The organism is Leptolyngbya sp. O-77, from assembly GCF_001548395.1.
Taxonomy (GTDB): Bacteria; Cyanobacteriota; Cyanobacteriia; order Elainellales; family Elainellaceae; genus Thermoleptolyngbya.
The window spans coordinates 3,539,643-3,557,454 of record NZ_AP017367.1; the positions used below are offsets into that span (position 1 = coordinate 3,539,643).

A 17,812-nucleotide genomic window follows, 5' to 3' on the forward strand; every position below is an offset into this window, starting at 1 on the left:
GCCAGCCCCCATCGGCAGGTTTCCCCAATTCACCCCACGCTCTAAAATGCTGGGAGGACTTCACTACATTTGGGCATCGTTTGGGCATGGATATTAAGAGCGGATTTGTCGGCACGATTGGGAACACGCCCCTAATTCGCCTGCACAGCTTTTGTGAAGAAACAGGCTGTGAAATTTTGGGCAAGGCGGAATTTCTCAACCCCGGCGGTTCTGTGAAAGATCGGGCAGCGCTATACATCATCCAGGATGCCGAAGAGAAGGGACTCCTGAAACCGGGTGGGACGGTGGTGGAAGGGACAGCGGGCAACACGGGCATCGGGCTGGCCCACATCTGCAATGCCAAAGGCTACAAGTGCTTGATCATCATTCCCGAAACCCAGTCTCAGGAAAAGATGGACCTGCTGCGGACGCTGGGGGCGGAGGTGCGCCCGGTGCCCGCCGTGCCCTACCGCGACCCGAATAACTATGTAAAGCTGTCGGGGCGCATCGCCGAAGAAACGGAGAACGCTATCTGGGCCAACCAGTTTGATAATCTGGCGAATCGTCTGGCCCATTATGAAACCACCGGGCCCGAAATCTGGATGCAGACGGGCGGCAAGATCGATGCCTGGGTGGCGGCGACAGGTACAGGTGGCACCTACGCCGGAGCCGCAATGTTTTTCAAAGAAAAGAACCCCAATATCCGCTGCGTGCTGGCTGATCCGATGGGCAGCGCGTTGTATCACTATTTCAAAACGGGAGAGCTAAAGATCGAAGGCAGCTCGATTACCGAAGGGATTGGCACGAGCCGCGTGACGGCCAACCTGGCGGGTGCGCCAGTGGATGACGCGATCCGCATTGACGACCATGAAGTGCTGCGCGTGGTCTACCAGCTTTTGCACAAAGATGGGCTGTTTATGGGCGGTTCAGTCGGCATTAACGTGGGGGCGGCGGTGGCGCTGGCCAAGCAGATGGGGCCGGGGCATACGATCGTGACGGTGCTGTGTGACGGTGGAGCCCGCTATCAGTCGCGCCTGTATAACCGCGAATGGCTGGCAAGTAAGGGCTTGCTGATTGCCAGCTAGGGCAGCAGGCGGGTGCGCTGGAGCCAAAGGCGCATGTCGTCGTATTCCAGTTCGCAGTCGCAGCTTTCGGCTAGCACGATCACGGTTTGCGAGTCTGGAGACCTGAACCAGGCGCGAACTGTGTAGCCCGGTTCGGGGCGAGTAATCAGAACCGGAATTGCGTCCAAATTGCCCGATTGGGCGCTGGGATCTGCTTCGCCCTGCTGCCGGAGAAAGTCCGGAAGTGCGAGGTTCGCTGGATTGGGCAGGCTGCGAATGCGGAAGGAATACATGCCGCGAGGGGCGATCGCCCGTCCCCCCTGTTCTACACAACGCAGCACCTCAAAGGTTCCAGGATCGAGGATTTCTACCGTGCCGTCGGGCAGAGTGCGGGTTCTGAAGTTCTCTGGAATGGCGATCGCCACGCCAAACTGTGGCAGTTCTAGCGTCCGCAGGCTCTCTGAGGCGGGCACTTCGGCGATGTCCGGGCAAGGCGTAGCCCCCAGTTCTGATGCCAGATTGGTTTCTGATGCCAGATTGGTTTGCCCAGAGCGTGGCAGCGCCAGGGGCATTCCTGCACCCAGCAGCGCGCCTGTGAACAACACCAAAAGCTGAATTTTCATCCCCTGAACCTGCTTCTAGACATTCAGCAGCCAGCACCATCGCCAGCGTCTTGATCTAGAACTACAGCAGAACAGGTCGGACTTCCAGGCAGCTCGAACTACCAGCGGCGAGTTTTTTGCACAATATCCACCACGCCTGCGCCAACCGTGCCCAGCAGCAAGATCCACAGCAGCCCGCCAGGAATAAACGTGAGAACGCCCAGCCCGCGCATTACCCAGACTGTAACCGTGATGCCCAATAGAATTAGAAACGCCGCAGTTGTTGGCTTCATCGAAGTCTGTCTTGATAATCAGCCCTATTAGCCACAAAGGGGCGACGGCTTAGCCTCGCCTGCGAACGCCCGCCAAGATGCCCGACCCGATCGCCAGCAGCACCAGCGCATAGACCGCTTCTCTAGGAATTTCCGTCAGCAGACCAAAAGATTGCAGCAGCAGCAGGACTGCCATCATGACCAGCAAAATGCCAGCGACGTAGAGAAAAATAGTGATGGCTAGGTTGGGAGAACGACCCACGGGTGAAACTCCATTCAGGGCAGGGCGGTGTGTTGAGCAACAGGGCACGAAGGGCCGGGTACGATGGTCTATTTTGACACGGGATTGACCCTGCTGGGGAGAAGTTGGCATCTCTTGGTTTTACGGAAGCCGCAGAGCAAGGCAGGATGGGAAAGGATTGGGGCGATCGCCCGCACCAGTTAGACCAAGACCTGCCGATCTAGGGAGTGTAATCAATTAAGTAAGCTGTAATTAGCAGTGATTCAGCTATCTGATGATTATGACAACCCGCCGCTACGCCCTGCGCGATGACCAATGGGAACGGCTCCAAGATTTGCTCCCTGGACGAGCAGGGGCGGTGGGAGTCACAGCAAAGGATAATCGTCTGTTTGTTGAGGCAGTGCTATATCGATATCGAGCCGGTATTCCTTGGCGAGACTTGCCAGAGCGGTTTGGTCATTTTCGCAAGGTTCACACCCGCTTTCGGCGCTGGGCAAAGACGGGCGTATGGCAACGGGTGTTTCAGGTGCTGTCTGAAGATGCAGACAACGAATACGCCATGATCGACACCACGATTGTGCGTGCTCATCAGCATAGTGCTGGGGCAAAGGGGGGATGCCAATGCCCAAGCCATTGGTCGTAGTAAAGGGGGATTGAGCACCAAGATTCATGCGACTGTCGATGCACTGGGCAATCCGACAGGCTTTCACCTCACACCCGGGCAGACCTGTGACCTTGATGGGGCTGATGTGCTGCTAGAGAATATTCAAGCTGATACAGTCCTGGCTGACAAAGGATATGACGCAGACCAACGGGTGGTTGAGCGACTCCAACAACAGGGCAAGACTGCTGTGATTCCGCCCAAGCGAAACCGCAAGACACCGCGTGATTACGACAAGGAGCTATACAAAGCGCGGCACTTAATTGAGAACTTCTTTGCCAAACTCAAGCAGTACCGAGCGATTGCGACACGCTATGACAAGTTAGCCGAAACGTTTCTGGGTGCAATTTACATGGCGGCTGCCCTGACTTGGCTTAATTGATGACACGCCCTAGATTTTAGTGTCACTGAAGATGCTAAGTCGGTAGACCAAATTAAAAACCGGATGCCACAACTTGCACCGCCCGATCAGCAGACAGCGCAGAATTTTTTTATGCTTATTTATGTGCATTTAGTTATATCAATTCTCCTTAGCAGAGCTACGAATGAGATCGCTGGAAGCCCGGCAGGCGCTTGGCTGGCAATCCAAAATCGCAAATCTAAAATCGAGAATTGATATTAGTCAAAGGCAAATTAACCCGAAGACAAATTAACCCGAAGATATTAGCCTAAGAGCAAAGCCAGCTCAAAAATAAATTAGCCCGAAGATAAACTAGCCCAAGGACAAAGCCAGTTCACATCTCAATCTCATACTCTTCACCGTTAGAGCGTTAGTGGCGATGCTCCAGGTCTGCAATTAGCGTGCGGATTGCCCAGGCTACGGCTTTGGCTGAGGCATCGCCGCTTACTCCAAACTCGTCTCGCAGGTGCTTCCAGGTTTCTGCGGTCACGAGGTGTCCGATGACGGCTCGCACTGCTTTGGCTGAGTCAAGGTCACCCGCCAGTGAACTGAGAGCAGTCTCAACCGATTGACGACGCTTGGAGCGAAGGCGGGAGCGAACACTTTTGCCCAGTTCAGATGCCAGTAGAGCTTGCACCAGCACAGCCTGCTGCTCAAATTGGGGAAAGGCCTGCTCTGCCAGATCCGCCACTTCCATCGGCGTTGTAGGGTAGGGGAGATCGCCAAGCTGCTGATCGACCCATTCCCCGACCGCATCGAGCAAGACCTCTCGATTGGGAAAATAACGATAGATGGTGCGAGTCGCCACGCCTGCTCGTTGAGCCGCGTCTGCAATCGAAAAATCTTGCAGCCCTTCTTCTGCCAACTGTTGTGTCAGCGCTTGCAGAATTAGCTCTCGCGTTGCGGCTGCTTGCTTTTGGCGCAGGGTGCTGTGATAAGGGCGCGATCGCCCAATTGAGCGATTAGAGAGATTAGAAGCTTCTTTCATGTCATCCAGTCTGACATAAATGCGATGCTGCTAGCACCCCTCAAATATGGATGGGGCTTACGCAGTTGAAACGAGTCTGATAGATTCTGGATGACTTTCCGCAGGCGCAACCTATAAAAAATCATCCAACTGCGTAAGCCTTGATTGACTATGCTGACGGCAGCGGCGCAGCAAGGACGAGCTGCTCCCAGTTTTGAGGCGTTGAAAAGTTCTTATATTGCTCGGTCATTTCAGGCGTTAAAAGTTCTAGCAAAACTCTATTTTCAATCCAAAACTCAACCACCTGAAAAAACGGGCCCCGGCTCCCCAACAAAGTCTGCCACCCTTCGCGAATGGCAATTTGCTCAATTTGTTGCTGCTCAAGGGGCACCGACACGGCTGCATGGGTCGCCGTGAAGTGAGCAGGCACGCGATTGGCCCGTAGATCGGGCAGGTCGGGGCGGCCAGGAACCAATTCACTGCCCAATGGATAAACCTCAATCGCCGTGCCATAGCTATCTCCGGCAAAAGCGATATAGCTATTGGGATACATCGGAAATGGGTAGGCATGGCCATTCCAAAGCTCTGCCAAAACTGCTGCAACTCGCTGGGGATTTTCGGCCGCGATCGACATGTGATGAATCATAGGGGTTTCCTCGGTGGATATTCATGTCACTCATATTGACATGAATACTCTAGCCATGACACTAAAGATTGCAGAATTTTTACAATGCGCCTTCTCAATCCATTCGGAACGCTTACGCTACATGGCTTAGCTCCCAAAGACCGCGTGTGGGATTGCTGCAAATACCCATGCGGTCTGCCATTACATCGATCGTTTGGGCGTTTGGGCTACAAGTCCATGCCGTGAGATAGGGCTATGGCGCTTGCCAGGATTGCAACCCACAAAACCCGTGGAACTGTGTAGCCTGGAGGTACTCCTCACCGCCCTTGACCTATGGCACACCTCACCCAGCGCCGTCCCGAAAACGTGAGTGGCGATTTCTATGTGGATTCCACCTGCATCGACTGCGACACCTGTCGGTGGATGGCTCCCGAAACCTTTTGCGAAGCAGGCGAGCAGTCTGCGGTTTATCATCAGCCGACGACCGAAGCCGAGCGCTTACGGGCGATGCAGGCGCTGCTGTCTTGCCCCACCGCCTCTATCGGCACAGTTCACAAGCCCCTGGACGTTCAACAAGTCCAGCGCAGTTTTCCGATTCCAATTACCGACACTGTTTCGCACTGCGGCTATCATGCTGAAAGCTCCTACGGCGCAGCCAGCTATCTGATTCAGCGGGCAGCAGGTAATGTACTGGTCGATTCGCCCCGGTTTGCGCCGCCGCTGGTGAAGCGACTGGAAGAACTGGGCGGCGTTCGTTATTTGTATCTTACTCACCGCGATGACGTAGCAGATCATCAAAAGTTTCAGGCGCACTTTGGGTGCGATCGCCTTTTGCATGAAGACGACATCACCCGCGCCACGCAGGATGTGGAGATTCAGCTATCCGGCAGCGACCCCGTTCAGCTTGCGCCCGATTTGCTGATCATTCCGGTTCCTGGACACACCAAAGGGCACACCGTTTTGCTGTATGACGACACGGTTTTGTTCACGGGCGATCACCTGGCCTGGTCTGCTGAGCTTGACCATTTGTATGCATTTCGCCGCGCCTGCTGGTATTCCTGGGCGGCGCTGTTGCAGTCGATGAAACGGTTGGCAAATTACTCGTTTGAGTGGGTGCTGCCAGGGCATGGCCGCCGCTATCAGGGCGATCGCCAAACAATGGCAGACCAGATGCAAAAATGCATCCTCTGGATGGAAACTCAGTAGCATAGAATTGCTCGGCACCCTGTCCCCGGTCTAACCGAGTTTATCCGTTGCTGCATCGGCCCATAGCCCTGTGAAAGAACTGCTCGACGAACTTTGGAACCAGTTGCGGCCGCCCCGGACGTTTTCCTGGCAAACGCTGGTGCTGCTGAGCTTGTTTTCGTGGGCGCTGTCTATCCTGGTCGAAACGCTCATTCTCAAGGATTTGCTGTCGCGGTTTGGCTGGCTCTTTCTGACGTTCGGCGTGGGCTGGGCGCTGTCGGGAAACAAGCTCAATATTCTGGGATTAGAAATTCAAACCGGGCCGTGGATTACCGGGGCGCTGGCTTGTGTGGTGCTATTTGCGGGGTGGGTGGGCGATCTGGGGCGGGTGGCGTGGGTGAGTTGGCCGATCTTTTCAGCAATTTCAGCGGCCGTGCCCTACTTTTTCCCCCGATTTACCTTCAGCATTCCCGACCCCAAGGTGCGACAAGACCTGATTTTGCGGGCGGTGCTGGCGGGCACGATGAGCTGTTGGATTCAATTTCATTTTGTGGTGCAAGACTGGCTACGCGACTATCCCAGTTTGCTGTCGGATGATTTTCGCCGCAGCTCGTTTGTGGTGCGGCTGGATGAGGAGCAGCGCAACCCCGACCACAATATGCCACGGGTAGAACTGTTGATGAATCTGGCAGAGGGCTATATCAGGCGATCGCTCGAAGGGCTGCCCTGGAGCGATACCGAGCGCTGGCTGATTGCGCTCGATCAGCAAGTTCCGCAACTGCAACAGCTCGTCTTTCGACAGGCAAACGAAGCGACCGCACGCCCCCTGCCCGAAGATGCTTTCTGGCGGTTTAGCGCAGTCGTGCCACCCGGCGAACCCGAATACACACTGCGGCTACGGATGCTGTGGACTGGCCCGACCAGCACCAACCTTCCTTATGTATATGAAAAAGCTTGCCTTATTTCCCAAGTCACACAGCCACCGGGCGCGGGCGAAGTGGTGGCAGGTGCGTCCCTGACGCGGGTAGAATGCAACCCAATTCAGCGAATTTCGCTGACGCAACCACCGTAAAATCAAAGCATGTAGCTTTAACCAGGAAGCTAGAGTCAAGCTGCTCAGAACATTTACGCTTGCAGGCCGCAGGCGGGTAGATCTGGTTTGCAAGGGAGAAGAGAAACGGTGAATCTCGGTCGCGTGTGGGTGATTGCCGTAAATGTGTTTCGTGAGGTGATTCGCGATCGCATTTTGTATCTGCTGGGATTTTTTGCGATCGCGCTAGTGGCGATCGCCGCGCTGCTGCCAGAAGTCGCCGCAGGCACCGAGCAAAAGATTTTGCTGGATGTAGGGCTGGCGGCCATCAACCTGACAGGGCTGGTGATTGCCATTTTCGTGGGCACTGGGCTGGTTAATAAAGAAATCGAGAAGCGCACGGTCTACGTGCTGATTTCCAAACCCGTCAGCAAGGCAGAATTTATTCTGGGCAAGCATTTGGGGCTGGCAGCCGTGCTGGCGGTGCTGGTGGCGGCGATGACGCTCATCTACGTGGCGGTGGTGAGCTTTTATCGGCTGCCTTTTCCGCTGGGCAGCATTTTAATTACGGTGCTGTTTCAATTTTTGGAACTGTCGCTAATCGTTGCAGTGGCGATTTTGTTTGGCGTATTCACCAGTTCTTTGCTGGCGATCGCTCTTACGGTCGGCATTTACCTCATGGGTCACTTTAGCCGCGATCTGGTCAGCCTGGGCAGCCTCAGCGAAAACCCCGCCCTGAAACAAGTCACGCAAGGGCTGTATCTGTTGCTGCCTGATTTGGCTCGGCTCAACCTGAAAAATCAAGCGGTCTATGGATTGGCTGCCCTGCCGCCTGCCCCCGAACTCTGGGCTAACGCGGCTTACGGTGTGCTGTATACGGTGCTGCTGCTGGCGATCGCCACATTATTTCTGCTTACGGGCGTGGTGCTGCCGCTGGTGCCGATGATCCAGCGGAGCTTTCAGGATACTGAGGGCAACTGGGTAGGCTGGGCCAACTACGCTCGCTACCTGACCACGCCCTCGCTGCTGGTGTCATTCACAAATACAATCTCGGTGGCGATCGCCAGCACGCTCCTATCCGTCATTTTAGGATTCCTCTACGCCTACGCGCTGACGCGCACCGCCATGCGCGGCAAAGGGATCTTTCGCATTCTCGGTACTTTGCCGCTGTTTATTCCGCCGCTGGCCCATGCGATTGGGCTAATTTACCTGTTTGGTAATAAGGGCCTGTTTACGACTGGATTTTTTGGGCTGTTGCCGCCGTTTGATATCGGACTCTACGGCCCCGTTGGCATTACTCTGGGTGAGGCGCTCTACTGCTTTCCGCAGGCAGTCGTGATTCTGGCGACCGCCCTCAGCCTGACGGATGCCCGCCTTTATGAAGCCGCCGACGTGATGAGAACGCCGCCGCTGCGGACGTTTTTGACGGTAACACTGCCCAGCGTCAAGTATGGGCTGATGAGCGCCATTTTTGTCTGTTTTACCCTGGCCTTCACCGACTTTGGTGTACCCAAGGTGGTGGGCGGCAACTTCAACGTGCTGGCCACTGACATCTACAAGCAGGTGATTGGCCAGCAAAATTTTTCGATGGGCGCAACTATCAGCGTTTTTCTGTTGCTGCCAACGGTTTTAGCGTTTATCCTCGATCGCATCGTGCAGCGCCGCCAGACAGCAATGGTCAGCGCCAAGTCGGTGCCCTACCAGCCCAAGCCCAAGCCCGCCCTCGATTGGCTGATGTTTGCGATTTGTGGGGCGATCGCCTGCTTTGTGCTGCTGGTATTTGCGGCAATCGTCCTGGCTTCGATCGTCAAGGTCTGGCCCTACAACTTTGAGCCAACGCTGCGGCACTACAACTTCAACGCAGTCGGAGGCGGGGGCTACGCTGCCTACTGGAACAGCATTCGCATGTCGCTCTATACGGCGATTTTTGGGACTGCTGCTGTCTTTGCGATCGCCTACCTCGTCGAAAAGGGCAAAGGACTCAAGGGCTTGCGGCTGGCCAATTATTTCCTGGCAACCATTCCCTTGGCGCTGCCCGGACTGGTGCTGGGGCTGGCCTACGTATTCTTCTTCAACAATCCCACCTGGAATATTGGCGGGCTGGTGCTCAGAAACCCGCTGAACTGGCTCTACGGCACGATGGCCATTTTGGTGCTGTGCAACATCATCCACTTTTTCACGGTTTGTTTTCTCACGGCCACCACTGCCCTCAAGCAGATTGATCCAGAGTTTGAGTCGGTATCTGCCTCGATGCGGGTGCCGTTTTACAAAACCTTTTGGCGCGTCACGCTGCCGCTCTGCGTTCCAGCCATTTTAGACATCGGCATTTACTTTTTTGTGAATGCGATGGTAACAATTTCTGCCATCGTTTTTCTCTATCCGCCAACGTTGCCGCTGGCGGCCGTGGCTATTGTCAACATGGATGATGCTGGAGACATTGCGCCCGCTGCGGCCATGTCTACCCTCATCGTGGTCACCAGTATCGGCGTGCGCCTGCTGTACTGGTTTTTGACACGCGGCCTGCAAACCCGAACCCAAGCTTGGCGATCGCAGGCAAGATAATTTTAGATAAGATGATTTCAGGCAAGATGATCTCAGGCGAGAGTAGGCTACAAATCTTGAGCCTCGTAGACTTGCTGGCTAAATCGCTGAAAGTCTTCTTCACAGAGCCTTAGCGCCTCTACTGCCGGAGCATATCCAGCCGCCTCGAACAAGTCTCGCTCGCGGATCTTGGGCAGCCATGAGCGCAGCTTGCTTAGCTCTGCTTCATTTTCGTCGAGTTCAGCAAAGGTAAGATTCTTCTTTTGCCGCTCACGCTCTAGCTCTTGGTGAAAGTCGCGGCAGCGTCCCAGAAATTCCATATACTCGGCCGCTGCCTGCTGCTGAAATCGCTCAATCAGTCTTGAGTTTTGTTTATCTTCTTCAATTGTGACGGTCAGCAGGTCTGCCTCCCCCCCACCGTTAATAATTTCCATTGTCAGTGCCTCTAGCTGTCTCTGCAAATTCTGACGCTGGGGCAGCACGCAAACCGATTGCTGGAGATACAATCCCCCCCACCCTTTTAACTTTCGCCAGACGTAGACCCTCTGCGTGGACGGCTGAGAGGGAACCCGGTAGATCAGCAGATTCCAAGATTGACGAGACATAGGCTTATTGTAACAGGTGTTGCATTTATCCTGGAGACGTGTCAAACTCTGATGCAACACTTGTTGCTTAACCCGCTTGTTGCCTGATGATGCTTTAGAAGCGGTTGCTCCCCTGGAAATTCTGGGAAGATTATTTACTACAAATTCTCTGGCATGAAAAACTCTGCACTTTGGTTCGTGGTGTGTTTGGGGGTGGTGAGTCTGTGCGCGGATGCAACTTATGAAGGGGCGCGGAGCATTACGGGTGCGTATCTGGGTAGCCTGGGCGCAAGCGGCGCGGCGGTGGGTTGGGTGGCAGGGCTGGGCGAACTGATTGGCTACGGGTTTCGGCTGGTCATTGGCTATTTGAGCGATCGCACTCGACAATATTGGCGCATCACTACGCTGGGCTACTGCATCAACACGGCCGTCGTGCCGCTGCTGTCGCTGACCACCGCCTGGCCCGCCGCCGCCGGACTGATGATCGCCGAACGCACGGGCAAGGCCGTCCGCACGCCGCCGCGAGATGTGCTGCTGTCCCACGGCGCAATGCAGATCGGGCGGGGATTTGGCTTTGGGCTGCACGAGGCGATGGATCAAATTGGGGCTGTGGGCGGGCCGCTGATGGTGGCGGCGATGCTGACCTGGCAGTATGGCTATCGCGGCGGCTTTGCGATTCTGGTGATTCCGGCGGTGCTGGGGCTGCTGGTGCTGCTGACAACGCAGCGGATTTATCCGAATCCGAGAGACTTTGAGCCGCCGACTCCGGCGGATTTGCACACGGAGGGGCTGCCGCGCCGCTTTTGGATTTATCTGGGGGCGATCGCCCTCGTCGCGGCGGGCTATGCCGACTTTCCGCTGATTGCCTTTCATCTGCAACGGACGGGTGTGGAATCTACCAGCCAGATTCCGCTGCTGTATGCGCTGGCAATGGGGGTAGATGCGATCGCCGCGCTGCTGTTTGGGCGCTGGTTTGACCGGGTGGGGCTGGGCAGCCTGATGCTGGCGATCGCCCTGTCGCTGCTGTTCGCGCCGTTGGTCTTTTTGGGCAGCTTCCAGACGGCAATCTGGGGGATGGTGCTGTGGGGCATTGGCATGGGCGCACAGGAATCCATCATGAAGGCGGCGGTTGCGGGTATCGTCCCGCCCCAGCGACGCGGCTCGGCCTTCGGCATTTTCAACACGGGCTATGGGCTGGCGTGGTTTGCGGGCAGCGCCCTGATGGGCACGCTCTACGATTTTTCGCGGCCCGCCCTGGTGATTTTTTCGGTGCTGATCCAAGCCCTATCGCTGCTGGTTCTGTTTTTCGTCGCTAGGGGTGTGCATCCGTCCTGACGCTGCCACCGTACTGGGTTCACGCACCAGCACCTACTCTTTCCGGCTCTACACTGCCAGCAGCGGCCTGCACCCGCTGCGCCTGAATTGCAGTGATGGCGACAGTGTTCACAATATCGGGCACGGTGCAGCCCCGGCTGAGGTCGTTGACGGGTTTTCTCAAGCCCTGGAGGATGGGACCAATGGCGACGGCGTTGGCAGAGCGCTGCACGGCCTTGTACGTATTGTTGCCCGTGTTCAGGTCGGGGAAGATAAACACCGTCGCATGACCCGCCACTTTACTATCGGGCAGCTTGGTTTTGGCGACGCTGGCATCCACCGCCGCGTCGTATTGGATCGGCCCTTCGATTTGCAAATCGGGGCGCTGGCTTCGGGCAATGCGGACGGCTTCGCGCACCTTGTCCACGTCTTCACCTTTGCCAGAGTCGCCTGTGGAGTAAGATAACATCGCTACCAGCGGCTCGATGCCAAACAGAGCAGCGGTTTCCGCCGAGCTAATGGCAATGTCGGCCAACTGCTGCGGGTTGGGGTTGGGGTTCACCGCGCAGTCGCCATAGACCAGCACGCGGTCTTCCAAACACATGAGAAACACGCTGGACACAATCGAGCAGCCAGGCTGCGTGCGGATAAATTCCAGTGCTGGACGAATCGTGTGGGCGGTGGTGTGCAGCGCTCCCGACACCATGCCGTCCGCCAGTCTTTTATAGACCATCATCGTGCCAAAGTAGCTGACATCGCGCATCAGGTCGTGGGCAAACTCCAGCGTGATGCCTTTGTGCTGGCGCAGTTCGTAATAGGTCTGGGCGAAATCTTCTTGCCAGTCTGATTCTAGCGGGTCGATCAGCGTTGCGCCGTCGAGATGGAGTCCGAGGGCGGCGATCGCCTCCTGAATCTGTCCCCGATTGCCCAGCAGCGTCACGTCCACCACGTTGCGCTGGAGCAAGATTTCGCTGGCCCGCAGGATGCGCTCGTCGCTTCCCTCTGGCAGCACAATTCGCTGGCGCATTGTCTTTGCCTGCTGAATCAGCTCATATTCAAACATCAGCGGGGTCATGCGCGTCGAGCGGGCCACCTCAATACGGGCCTCCAGCCTGGACAAATCCACCGACGATTCAAACAGCCCCAGGGCGGCGGCGATTTTGCGCTCGGTGAACGGGTTGAGCTGGGCGCGCACCTGGCTGGTGCGGGTGGCGGTTTCGTAGGTATCGGTGGCGACGGCAAAGATGGGCAGGGGCGATCGCCGAAAGCTGTCCAGCAGCGCCCGCACCGACGGAGCCAGCTCCAGCCCGCCCGTCAGTGCGATGCCGGAAATCTTGGGATAATTTTCGGCAAACATCGTCGTCAGGCAGCCCAGCACGATGTCTGCGCGATCGCCCGGTGCAATCACCAGCGCCCCTTCCTGCACATGGGTCAGAAAGTTAGGCAACTGCATCGCCGCCACCTTATAGCCCAGCACGTCGCGGTTGAGCTGGCTGTCGTCGCCCATGACCAGCACGCCGCCCAGCGTGTTCATCACTTCAGCAACCGTGGGCTTGGTGATGCGCGGCTCCTCCGGCAGCAAAAATACGGGGTCTTCCGTCTGCCAGCTTTCCTGGAGGCGATCGCCCAGTTCCTCGCGCATTTCTGGCGCGATCCGGTTGATGAACGTAGCGGCGATCGCGCAGCCGTAGTTGAGAAACGCTTCTCGCTCAGTCCGCACGTTGCTCACCAGTTCTTCCAGCGTTTTGCCCTCGCCGCTGGATACCAGGGCAATTGGCGCTGCTAGCAAATTTGCCACCTGCGCGTCAAAATCATCCACAAAGGCAGAGCCGATCTCCGTCGCGTCCACGCCTTCGCACACGACAAAATCGCACTGTGCCTCCAGCGCCTTATACGCTTCCACCACCCGCTTTAGCAGCGCATCGGTGTGGCCCGCCGCTAACAACGCCTGCGCTTCGTCGTGGGTGAGGGCAAACTGCGACTCGTAGGGTGCGGCGATCGCATAGCGGCTGCGGACCAGATCGATATCGTTGTCTGGCGTGTTGCCCGCGTGGATCACCGGACGAAAAAAGCCCAGCCGCCCTACCCGCTTTGACAGCAGTTCCATCAGACCCAGCAGCACCAGCGACTTGCCGTTGCCGGGTTCGATTGCAGCAATGTAGAGGTTTTTAAGCATAAGATTTTGAGCGGGGGCGATCGCCAGCAGACATTACATTAGCGCTAGCCCGGTTTTACCAGCCAGCCAATACCCAATGCGATTGCTCCACATTCTACGCAGGCGCTTCCCGAAGATTTGGTAATCCTGAACACGACGCACCGCGCACTCTTTTCGCTCAAGAGGAATTTGCAGTGAAAACGCAGTATTACACGGCGACCAGCCTGGACGGCTACATTGCCGACGCAAACAATTCTTTGGAGTGGCTATTTCAGTTTGGCGATCCCGAAAACGGCAGCTACGCTGGCTTTATACAAGAAGTGGGGGCGATCGCTATGGGTTCCACCACCTACGAGTGGATTCTCAATCACAACAGCCCCGACAATCCTGATTCCAACCCGGCGCAGCCCGCCTGGAGCTACACGCAGCCCGCCTGGGTGTTTACCACGCGCACGCTGCCTGCCATTCCCGGTGCAGATATTCGCTTTGTGAAAGGCGACGTGCGTCCGGTGCATGAGGCAATGCGGGCGATCGCCCAGGACAAAAACATCTGGGTGGTGGGCGGCGGCGACCTGGCAGGGCAGTTTTATGACCACGGGCTATTGGATGAAATTATCGTGACCATTGCCTCGGTCACGCTGGGCAGCGGTGCGCCCCTGCTGCCACGCCAAATCACCACGCCGCCCCTCAAGCTGGTGTCTACAACGACCTATGGCACGGCCTTTGCCGAACTGCGCTATGCAGTGCAGCGAAGCGTCGATGCCGTCTAGTCTGGTCTGGCTCGGCCTATGCCGCCGCTTCGACCTTTTGCAGGAGTTCTTGAGCCAGCGACTCAAAGGACGCAAGCGCATTCTCGGCAGCGGTGCGGTCTTGGGCGCTGAGTCCATCCAGAGAATCAATCGCAAACAGCGGACAGCCCTCACTCTGAGACTTGGACACGATGTTGAGGCGGGGCACCCAGGTTGCCTCAGAAAACAGTTGCACCTGATTTCCACCGGGCAGCTTATTTAACCGTCCGTACAACTCTTCAACCATCGACAGGTTAAAGGCCCGCGAGGTGCGGTCGTGCATACTCACCGCAATACCCACGATGGGCAGCGGCGTTTCGCGAAACTGCCCGACTTCTTCGACCTGTCCTAGGACAAATTCCAGCGCCCGGATGGGATAGGGCGAAAGCTGAGTCGGCACTAGCACACCCCCAGAGGCCATCAGAGAAATGCGGTTTACCTTGCCAAAGGAGGGCGGCGGGTCGATAAACACAAAGTCATAGTCCTGGCTTTTGAGCTTTTTGGCCAGAATGCGATCGCTGTCTACAATCTGAATCAGTTGATTCTCCATATTGCTGAGGCGAATGTGGGAGGGCACCACGTCTAAAACCACACTGCCCCAGCGCTTTTTTACAATCACGTCGTCCAGCACCAGCCGGGGTTCCGTCAGCAAGTGGGTAATGTCTTTTCGCCCGACTTTTTCTATATCTTCTAGCGGGTCGATTCCCAAACCAGTTGTCAGGTTTGCCTGTGCGTCGATGTCAATCAGCAGCACCCGCTTGCCCATTTGCGCCAGCGCCGCAGCGAGGTTAATCGTCAGGGTGGTTTTGCCAACGCCGCCTTTGTTGTTGAAAACGGTGATGATCATAGCGTTTCGGGGTGCAGTGAGGGGAGATAAATCGGGCTGTATCGGCAGGACAGAGAGAACTTGGGGGTCGTGCGACAGTTGGGCGATCGCCCGCACAAGCTGTTCGTGAATTTTGCGGTGGCTGCTGCCAAAGACCTCCATGACGCGATCGCAGTTTCGCTTCCACAGCAGCGACCCCAACACCCGATAGCTTTGATACAGGTAGTCGCGGCTGTAGTTCCAGAGCGAGTGAACCGTCTCGCCATCGTTGTAAAGCAGGCGAAATTGCTTGCCGTTGGTCAATAGTCCCAAAATGCTGCCCGAAGCGAGCAGATAATCCCGCAGTTGCCAACTATTGTGGGCGATTGACTGTTTGGGAGATTTGGCTTCGATGATTAGATAGTGGCAGTAGGGAGCAGACTGCTGCGCTCTGAGCAAAAAGTCAACCCGCTTTTTGCCAAATGGAACCTGCTGAAGAATATCCTGCGGCCGATAGCCCAGCAGTTCCAGCATGGGCAAGAGGACTTCGGTTTCCAGGGCTTTTTCAGATTTGCAGTCATCGACGCGCTCCAGCAATGCACACCAGCGCCGATGAAACTCCTCTGAAATTGCCATAGGAAATTGCCATCAAAAATCGCTACAAAGCCCGATCCTACGTTCGTCGCCCAACCTATCTTGGCACAGGGCAGCTCGCCCTAGCTACTCGCTGACCGCCCGCTGCAACCAGGCTTCGATGCCGTCGGCCAGGGCATCGGCCAGCCGCGCCTGCTCTTGGGAATCGACAATCCACTCGAATTCAAAGGGATTGATCATAAAGCCGAGTTCTAGAAGGACAGACGGCGCGACGGCAGGGCGCGTCAGGGCGAGATTGTTCCAAAACACGCCGTAAGAGGGGCGATCGCGCGTTTCGACTAGGTAATCGTGCAAAAATTCCGCCAGGTCTTGCGCCTGGTTTTTGATACCAGAACGTGCCGATGCCTGCGGTGTTGATCGCATCGCCATCGTCGGGGCAGAGCGTTGTAGTGAATGCTGAGGGGCGAGGTGCGGCTCTTGCTCCACGATCATAGCGGCGCGTTCGTTGGGGCCGAGGTCGATGTCTTCGGTGCGGCTCATGATCACCGTTGCGCCTCTGGCTTGCAGGCGATCGCGCAGCAGTTTGGACACAATCAGCGCCACGTCTTTTTCGGGATAGCCCGTGGGGCCGCGAGCGCCGAGGTCATCCGGGCCGCCGTGGCCGGGGTCGAGAAAAATCCGCAGTCCCGTCAGCGGTTGCCGCCGCGATGACGACAGCACTGGCGGGTTTCGCAGCGACAGCACCAGGCTAGTGCCCTCGTAGCGCAGCTGATAGCCCCACTGGTGGCGCGAGTTAAGCTGCACGGTGTATTGCACCTGGGTTGGGGAAATTTGCTGCCAGTCGAAGCGCTGAATCAGGCGATTGCGCGGCACGAAGATCGTGTCGGTTTTGGGCGATGGTGTGGTGCAGGGGTTAGGGAGAGAGTGCGATCGCCCTGATGCAGCGACACGGGCACAGGTGCTTGCAGCGGAAACACGATTTCCGTCCATTCCCCCGCGGGGCGAGAGCGAACGCCGCGAATCAGCGTTTGGGGCGGCGCGGCATTGGGCACGGGCTGCGTCTCGGACTCGCGAATCCACGCGCCATAACCCAGCCGCAGCCAGCCGCCCTCGCGCCCCGTCACCACATCCCGTGTGCCCTGGGGCAAGGGCGTGAGGCGGGAATAGTCGGTGCTGGGGCCAGTGCGGGCGGTTCCCGATGCAGCGACCACCTGCACCACAGGCGGGTTTAACAGCGGCAACAGCAACACGCTGCCGGGAGCCGTCTGGCGCACCGTTTCGCCGCGAAGCTGGAGTTGATAGTCTGGCTGTCCCAGCATGACGGTCTGAGTCGGGTTCGGCAGCACGGCCCCGGTGGAAATCGCGTTGCCGTAGGTAAGGATCGGCTGGCTCAGCGGCAAGCAGCCCTGGTAGCGCTGGGCCGCCTCCACCACCGCGGGCTGGTTCAAGTCCGTCAGCACGGCGGAGTTGGGCGGCAAATCCACGGCGCTGGGCTGGGGCGCGAGGGGAAGGGTCTGCCCCGCAAGGCTGACGGAAACGGTGGCATTGGGCGGGGCGATCGCCCCAAAGCAGACTGTTTCTCCGACCTGCCGCGCCACATCCACCGCCGGCCACAGCGACCCCTCGGCAAAACTAGCACCCACCGGAGCCGCCGCCCCTGCCGCCACGCGCACCACGCGAATCACCACCGCCTCCGCACCGCGCCGCAGCGTGAAGACGTTTTCGCCCAGTTCTAGCGGAAAACTGGGGGCAAAGTGGCCCGCCGGACTGCGCTCGATGGGCTGGCCATTCACCGTCACCTCGCCGCCAGGAGCCGCCGTGCCGATCAGAAAAATGCGGCTGGCGGTGGTTTCGTGTGGCCATCGTCGGGGATAGACCACCCCCCAGGGGCTGCTCGGCGCGGGCGATCGCCGCCATGCTCACCATACCCACCATGCCCACCAGCGACAGCCCCAGCCCGTGTTTGATCCAGTTCATAGTCTACCCAGGTTCAGTCTTTTCAATC

At 57.3% G+C, this 17,812-nt stretch carries 17 protein-coding genes; 7 read left to right on the forward strand and 10 right to left on the reverse strand.

The window, feature by feature from the left end:
• Positions 1–86: 86 nt before the first annotated feature.
• Complete coding sequence (locus O77CONTIG1_RS15025) at positions 87–1,064, forward strand: cysteine synthase A (RefSeq protein ID WP_068511989.1); 978 nt, start codon at positions 87–89, stop codon at positions 1,062–1,064.
• On the opposite strand, the gene O77CONTIG1_RS15030 is transcribed toward O77CONTIG1_RS15025, so the two are convergent.
• The 3 genes from O77CONTIG1_RS15030 to O77CONTIG1_RS15035 form a co-directional block, all read right to left on the reverse strand.
• A complete protein-coding gene (locus O77CONTIG1_RS15030) occupies positions 1,061–1,666 on the reverse strand; it encodes a hypothetical protein (protein ID WP_068511992.1) in 606 nt (201 codons plus the stop codon). The genes O77CONTIG1_RS15025 and O77CONTIG1_RS15030 overlap by 4 nt on opposite strands.
• Positions 1,667–1,764: 98 nt before the next feature.
• A complete protein-coding gene (locus tag O77CONTIG1_RS25215; protein WP_172354027.1) occupies positions 1,765–1,938 on the reverse strand; it encodes a hypothetical protein in 174 nt (57 codons plus the stop codon).
• A 49-nt stretch (positions 1,939–1,987) separates the two neighbouring features.
• On the reverse strand, positions 1,988–2,179 hold the full coding sequence (locus O77CONTIG1_RS15035; RefSeq protein WP_068511996.1) for a hypothetical protein: 192 nt from the start codon (positions 2,177–2,179) through the stop codon (positions 1,988–1,990).
• 259 nt (positions 2,180–2,438) lie between these two features.
• On the opposite strand from O77CONTIG1_RS15035, the gene O77CONTIG1_RS23635 reads away from it, so the two are divergent.
• Positions 2,439–3,201, forward strand: a protein-coding gene (locus tag O77CONTIG1_RS23635; protein WP_410503467.1) for an IS5 family transposase whose coding sequence is annotated in 2 segments (ribosomal slippage) — positions 2,439–2,783 and positions 2,785–3,201 — 762 coding nt in all. Because the reading frame shifts where the segments join, the coding sequence is not laid out codon by codon here.
• Between the two features lie 388 nt (positions 3,202–3,589).
• Here the strand turns inward: O77CONTIG1_RS23635 and O77CONTIG1_RS15050 are convergent.
• Complete coding sequence (locus O77CONTIG1_RS15050; RefSeq protein WP_068511999.1) at positions 3,590–4,207, reverse strand: TetR/AcrR family transcriptional regulator; 618 nt, start codon at positions 4,205–4,207, stop codon at positions 3,590–3,592.
• Between the two features lie 148 nt (positions 4,208–4,355).
• On the reverse strand, positions 4,356–4,832 hold the full coding sequence (locus O77CONTIG1_RS15055; protein WP_068512002.1) for a hypothetical protein: 477 nt from the start codon (positions 4,830–4,832) through the stop codon (positions 4,356–4,358).
• Positions 4,833–5,144: 312 nt separating this feature from the next.
• Between O77CONTIG1_RS15055 and O77CONTIG1_RS15060 the strand changes: the two genes are divergently transcribed.
• The 3 genes from O77CONTIG1_RS15060 to O77CONTIG1_RS15070 all read left to right on the forward strand — a co-directional run bounded on the left by O77CONTIG1_RS15060 (position 5,145) and on the right by O77CONTIG1_RS15070 (position 9,588).
• A complete protein-coding gene (locus O77CONTIG1_RS15060) occupies positions 5,145–6,017 on the forward strand; it encodes an MBL fold metallo-hydrolase (protein WP_068512007.1) in 873 nt (290 codons plus the stop codon).
• A 70-nt stretch (positions 6,018–6,087) separates the two neighbouring features.
• Positions 6,088–7,068 carry a DUF5357 family protein gene (locus O77CONTIG1_RS15065; protein WP_068512009.1) on the forward strand — a complete coding sequence of 327 codons (981 nt, stop codon included), beginning with the start codon at positions 6,088–6,090 and terminating at the stop codon, positions 7,066–7,068.
• A gap of 108 nt (positions 7,069–7,176) precedes the next feature.
• A complete protein-coding gene (locus tag O77CONTIG1_RS15070) occupies positions 7,177–9,588 on the forward strand; it encodes a putative 2-aminoethylphosphonate ABC transporter permease subunit (protein WP_172799700.1) in 2,412 nt (803 codons plus the stop codon).
• Between the two features lie 47 nt (positions 9,589–9,635).
• Here O77CONTIG1_RS15070 and O77CONTIG1_RS15075 read toward each other — a convergent pair whose 3' ends face one another.
• Positions 9,636–10,172 (reverse strand): Chromate resistance protein ChrB, encoded by a 537-nt coding sequence (locus O77CONTIG1_RS15075; RefSeq protein WP_068512011.1) that lies wholly within the window; start codon positions 10,170–10,172, stop codon positions 9,636–9,638.
• 153 nt (positions 10,173–10,325) lie between these two features.
• On the opposite strand from O77CONTIG1_RS15075, the gene O77CONTIG1_RS15080 reads away from it, so the two are divergent.
• On the forward strand, positions 10,326–11,486 hold the full coding sequence (locus O77CONTIG1_RS15080; protein ID WP_068512012.1) for an MFS transporter: 1,161 nt from the start codon (positions 10,326–10,328) through the stop codon (positions 11,484–11,486).
• A 19-nt stretch (positions 11,487–11,505) separates the two neighbouring features.
• On the opposite strand, the gene pta is transcribed toward O77CONTIG1_RS15080, so the two are convergent.
• Entirely contained in the window at positions 11,506–13,641 is a 2,136-nt protein-coding gene (gene pta, locus O77CONTIG1_RS15085) for a phosphate acetyltransferase (RefSeq protein WP_068512014.1), read from the reverse strand.
• Positions 13,642–13,814: 173 nt separating this feature from the next.
• Between pta and O77CONTIG1_RS15090 the strand changes: the two genes are divergently transcribed.
• Complete coding sequence (locus tag O77CONTIG1_RS15090) at positions 13,815–14,390, forward strand: dihydrofolate reductase family protein (protein WP_068512017.1); 576 nt, start codon at positions 13,815–13,817, stop codon at positions 14,388–14,390.
• Between the two features lie 16 nt (positions 14,391–14,406).
• Here O77CONTIG1_RS15090 and O77CONTIG1_RS15095 read toward each other — a convergent pair whose 3' ends face one another.
• The 3 genes from O77CONTIG1_RS15095 to O77CONTIG1_RS25220 form a co-directional block, all read right to left on the reverse strand.
• The gene (locus O77CONTIG1_RS15095) at positions 14,407–15,849 is read right to left on the reverse strand and encodes an AAA family ATPase (RefSeq protein ID WP_068512020.1); all 1,443 of its coding nucleotides are present in this window, start codon (positions 15,847–15,849) and stop codon (positions 14,407–14,409) included.
• 84 nt (positions 15,850–15,933) lie between these two features.
• Positions 15,934–16,680: an N-acetylmuramoyl-L-alanine amidase gene (locus tag O77CONTIG1_RS23640; protein WP_172799701.1), complete on the reverse strand. Its 747-nt coding sequence runs from the start codon at positions 16,678–16,680 to the stop codon at positions 15,934–15,936.
• Positions 16,662–17,687, reverse strand: coding sequence for a hypothetical protein (locus tag O77CONTIG1_RS25220; protein ID WP_172799702.1), 1,026 nt, complete (start codon positions 17,685–17,687; stop codon positions 16,662–16,664). Before O77CONTIG1_RS25220 ends, O77CONTIG1_RS23640 begins: the two co-directional genes overlap by 19 nt.
• Positions 17,688–17,812 lie beyond the last annotated feature (125 nt).

Coding starts and splice junctions, on each gene's coding strand:
- O77CONTIG1_RS15025 (WP_068511989.1), top strand. CDS start 87: ATGGATATTAAGAGCGGATTTGTCGGCACGATTGGGAACACGCCCCTA.
- O77CONTIG1_RS15030 (WP_068511992.1), bottom strand. CDS start 1,666: ATGAAAATTCAGCTTTTGGTGTTGTTCACAGGCGCGCTGCTGGGTGCA.
- O77CONTIG1_RS25215 (WP_172354027.1), bottom strand. CDS start 1,938: ATGAAGCCAACAACTGCGGCGTTTCTAATTCTATTGGGCATCACGGTT.
- O77CONTIG1_RS15050 (WP_068511999.1), bottom strand. CDS start 4,207: ATGAAAGAAGCTTCTAATCTCTCTAATCGCTCAATTGGGCGATCGCGC.
- O77CONTIG1_RS15055 (WP_068512002.1), bottom strand. CDS start 4,832: ATGATTCATCACATGTCGATCGCGGCCGAAAATCCCCAGCGAGTTGCA.
- O77CONTIG1_RS15060 (WP_068512007.1), top strand. CDS start 5,145: ATGGCACACCTCACCCAGCGCCGTCCCGAAAACGTGAGTGGCGATTTC.
- O77CONTIG1_RS15075 (WP_068512011.1), bottom strand. CDS start 10,172: ATGTCTCGTCAATCTTGGAATCTGCTGATCTACCGGGTTCCCTCTCAG.
- O77CONTIG1_RS15080 (WP_068512012.1), top strand. CDS start 10,326: ATGAAAAACTCTGCACTTTGGTTCGTGGTGTGTTTGGGGGTGGTGAGT.
- pta (WP_068512014.1), bottom strand. CDS start 13,641: ATGCTTAAAAACCTCTACATTGCTGCAATCGAACCCGGCAACGGCAAG.
- O77CONTIG1_RS15095 (WP_068512020.1), bottom strand. CDS start 15,849: ATGGCAATTTCAGAGGAGTTTCATCGGCGCTGGTGTGCATTGCTGGAG.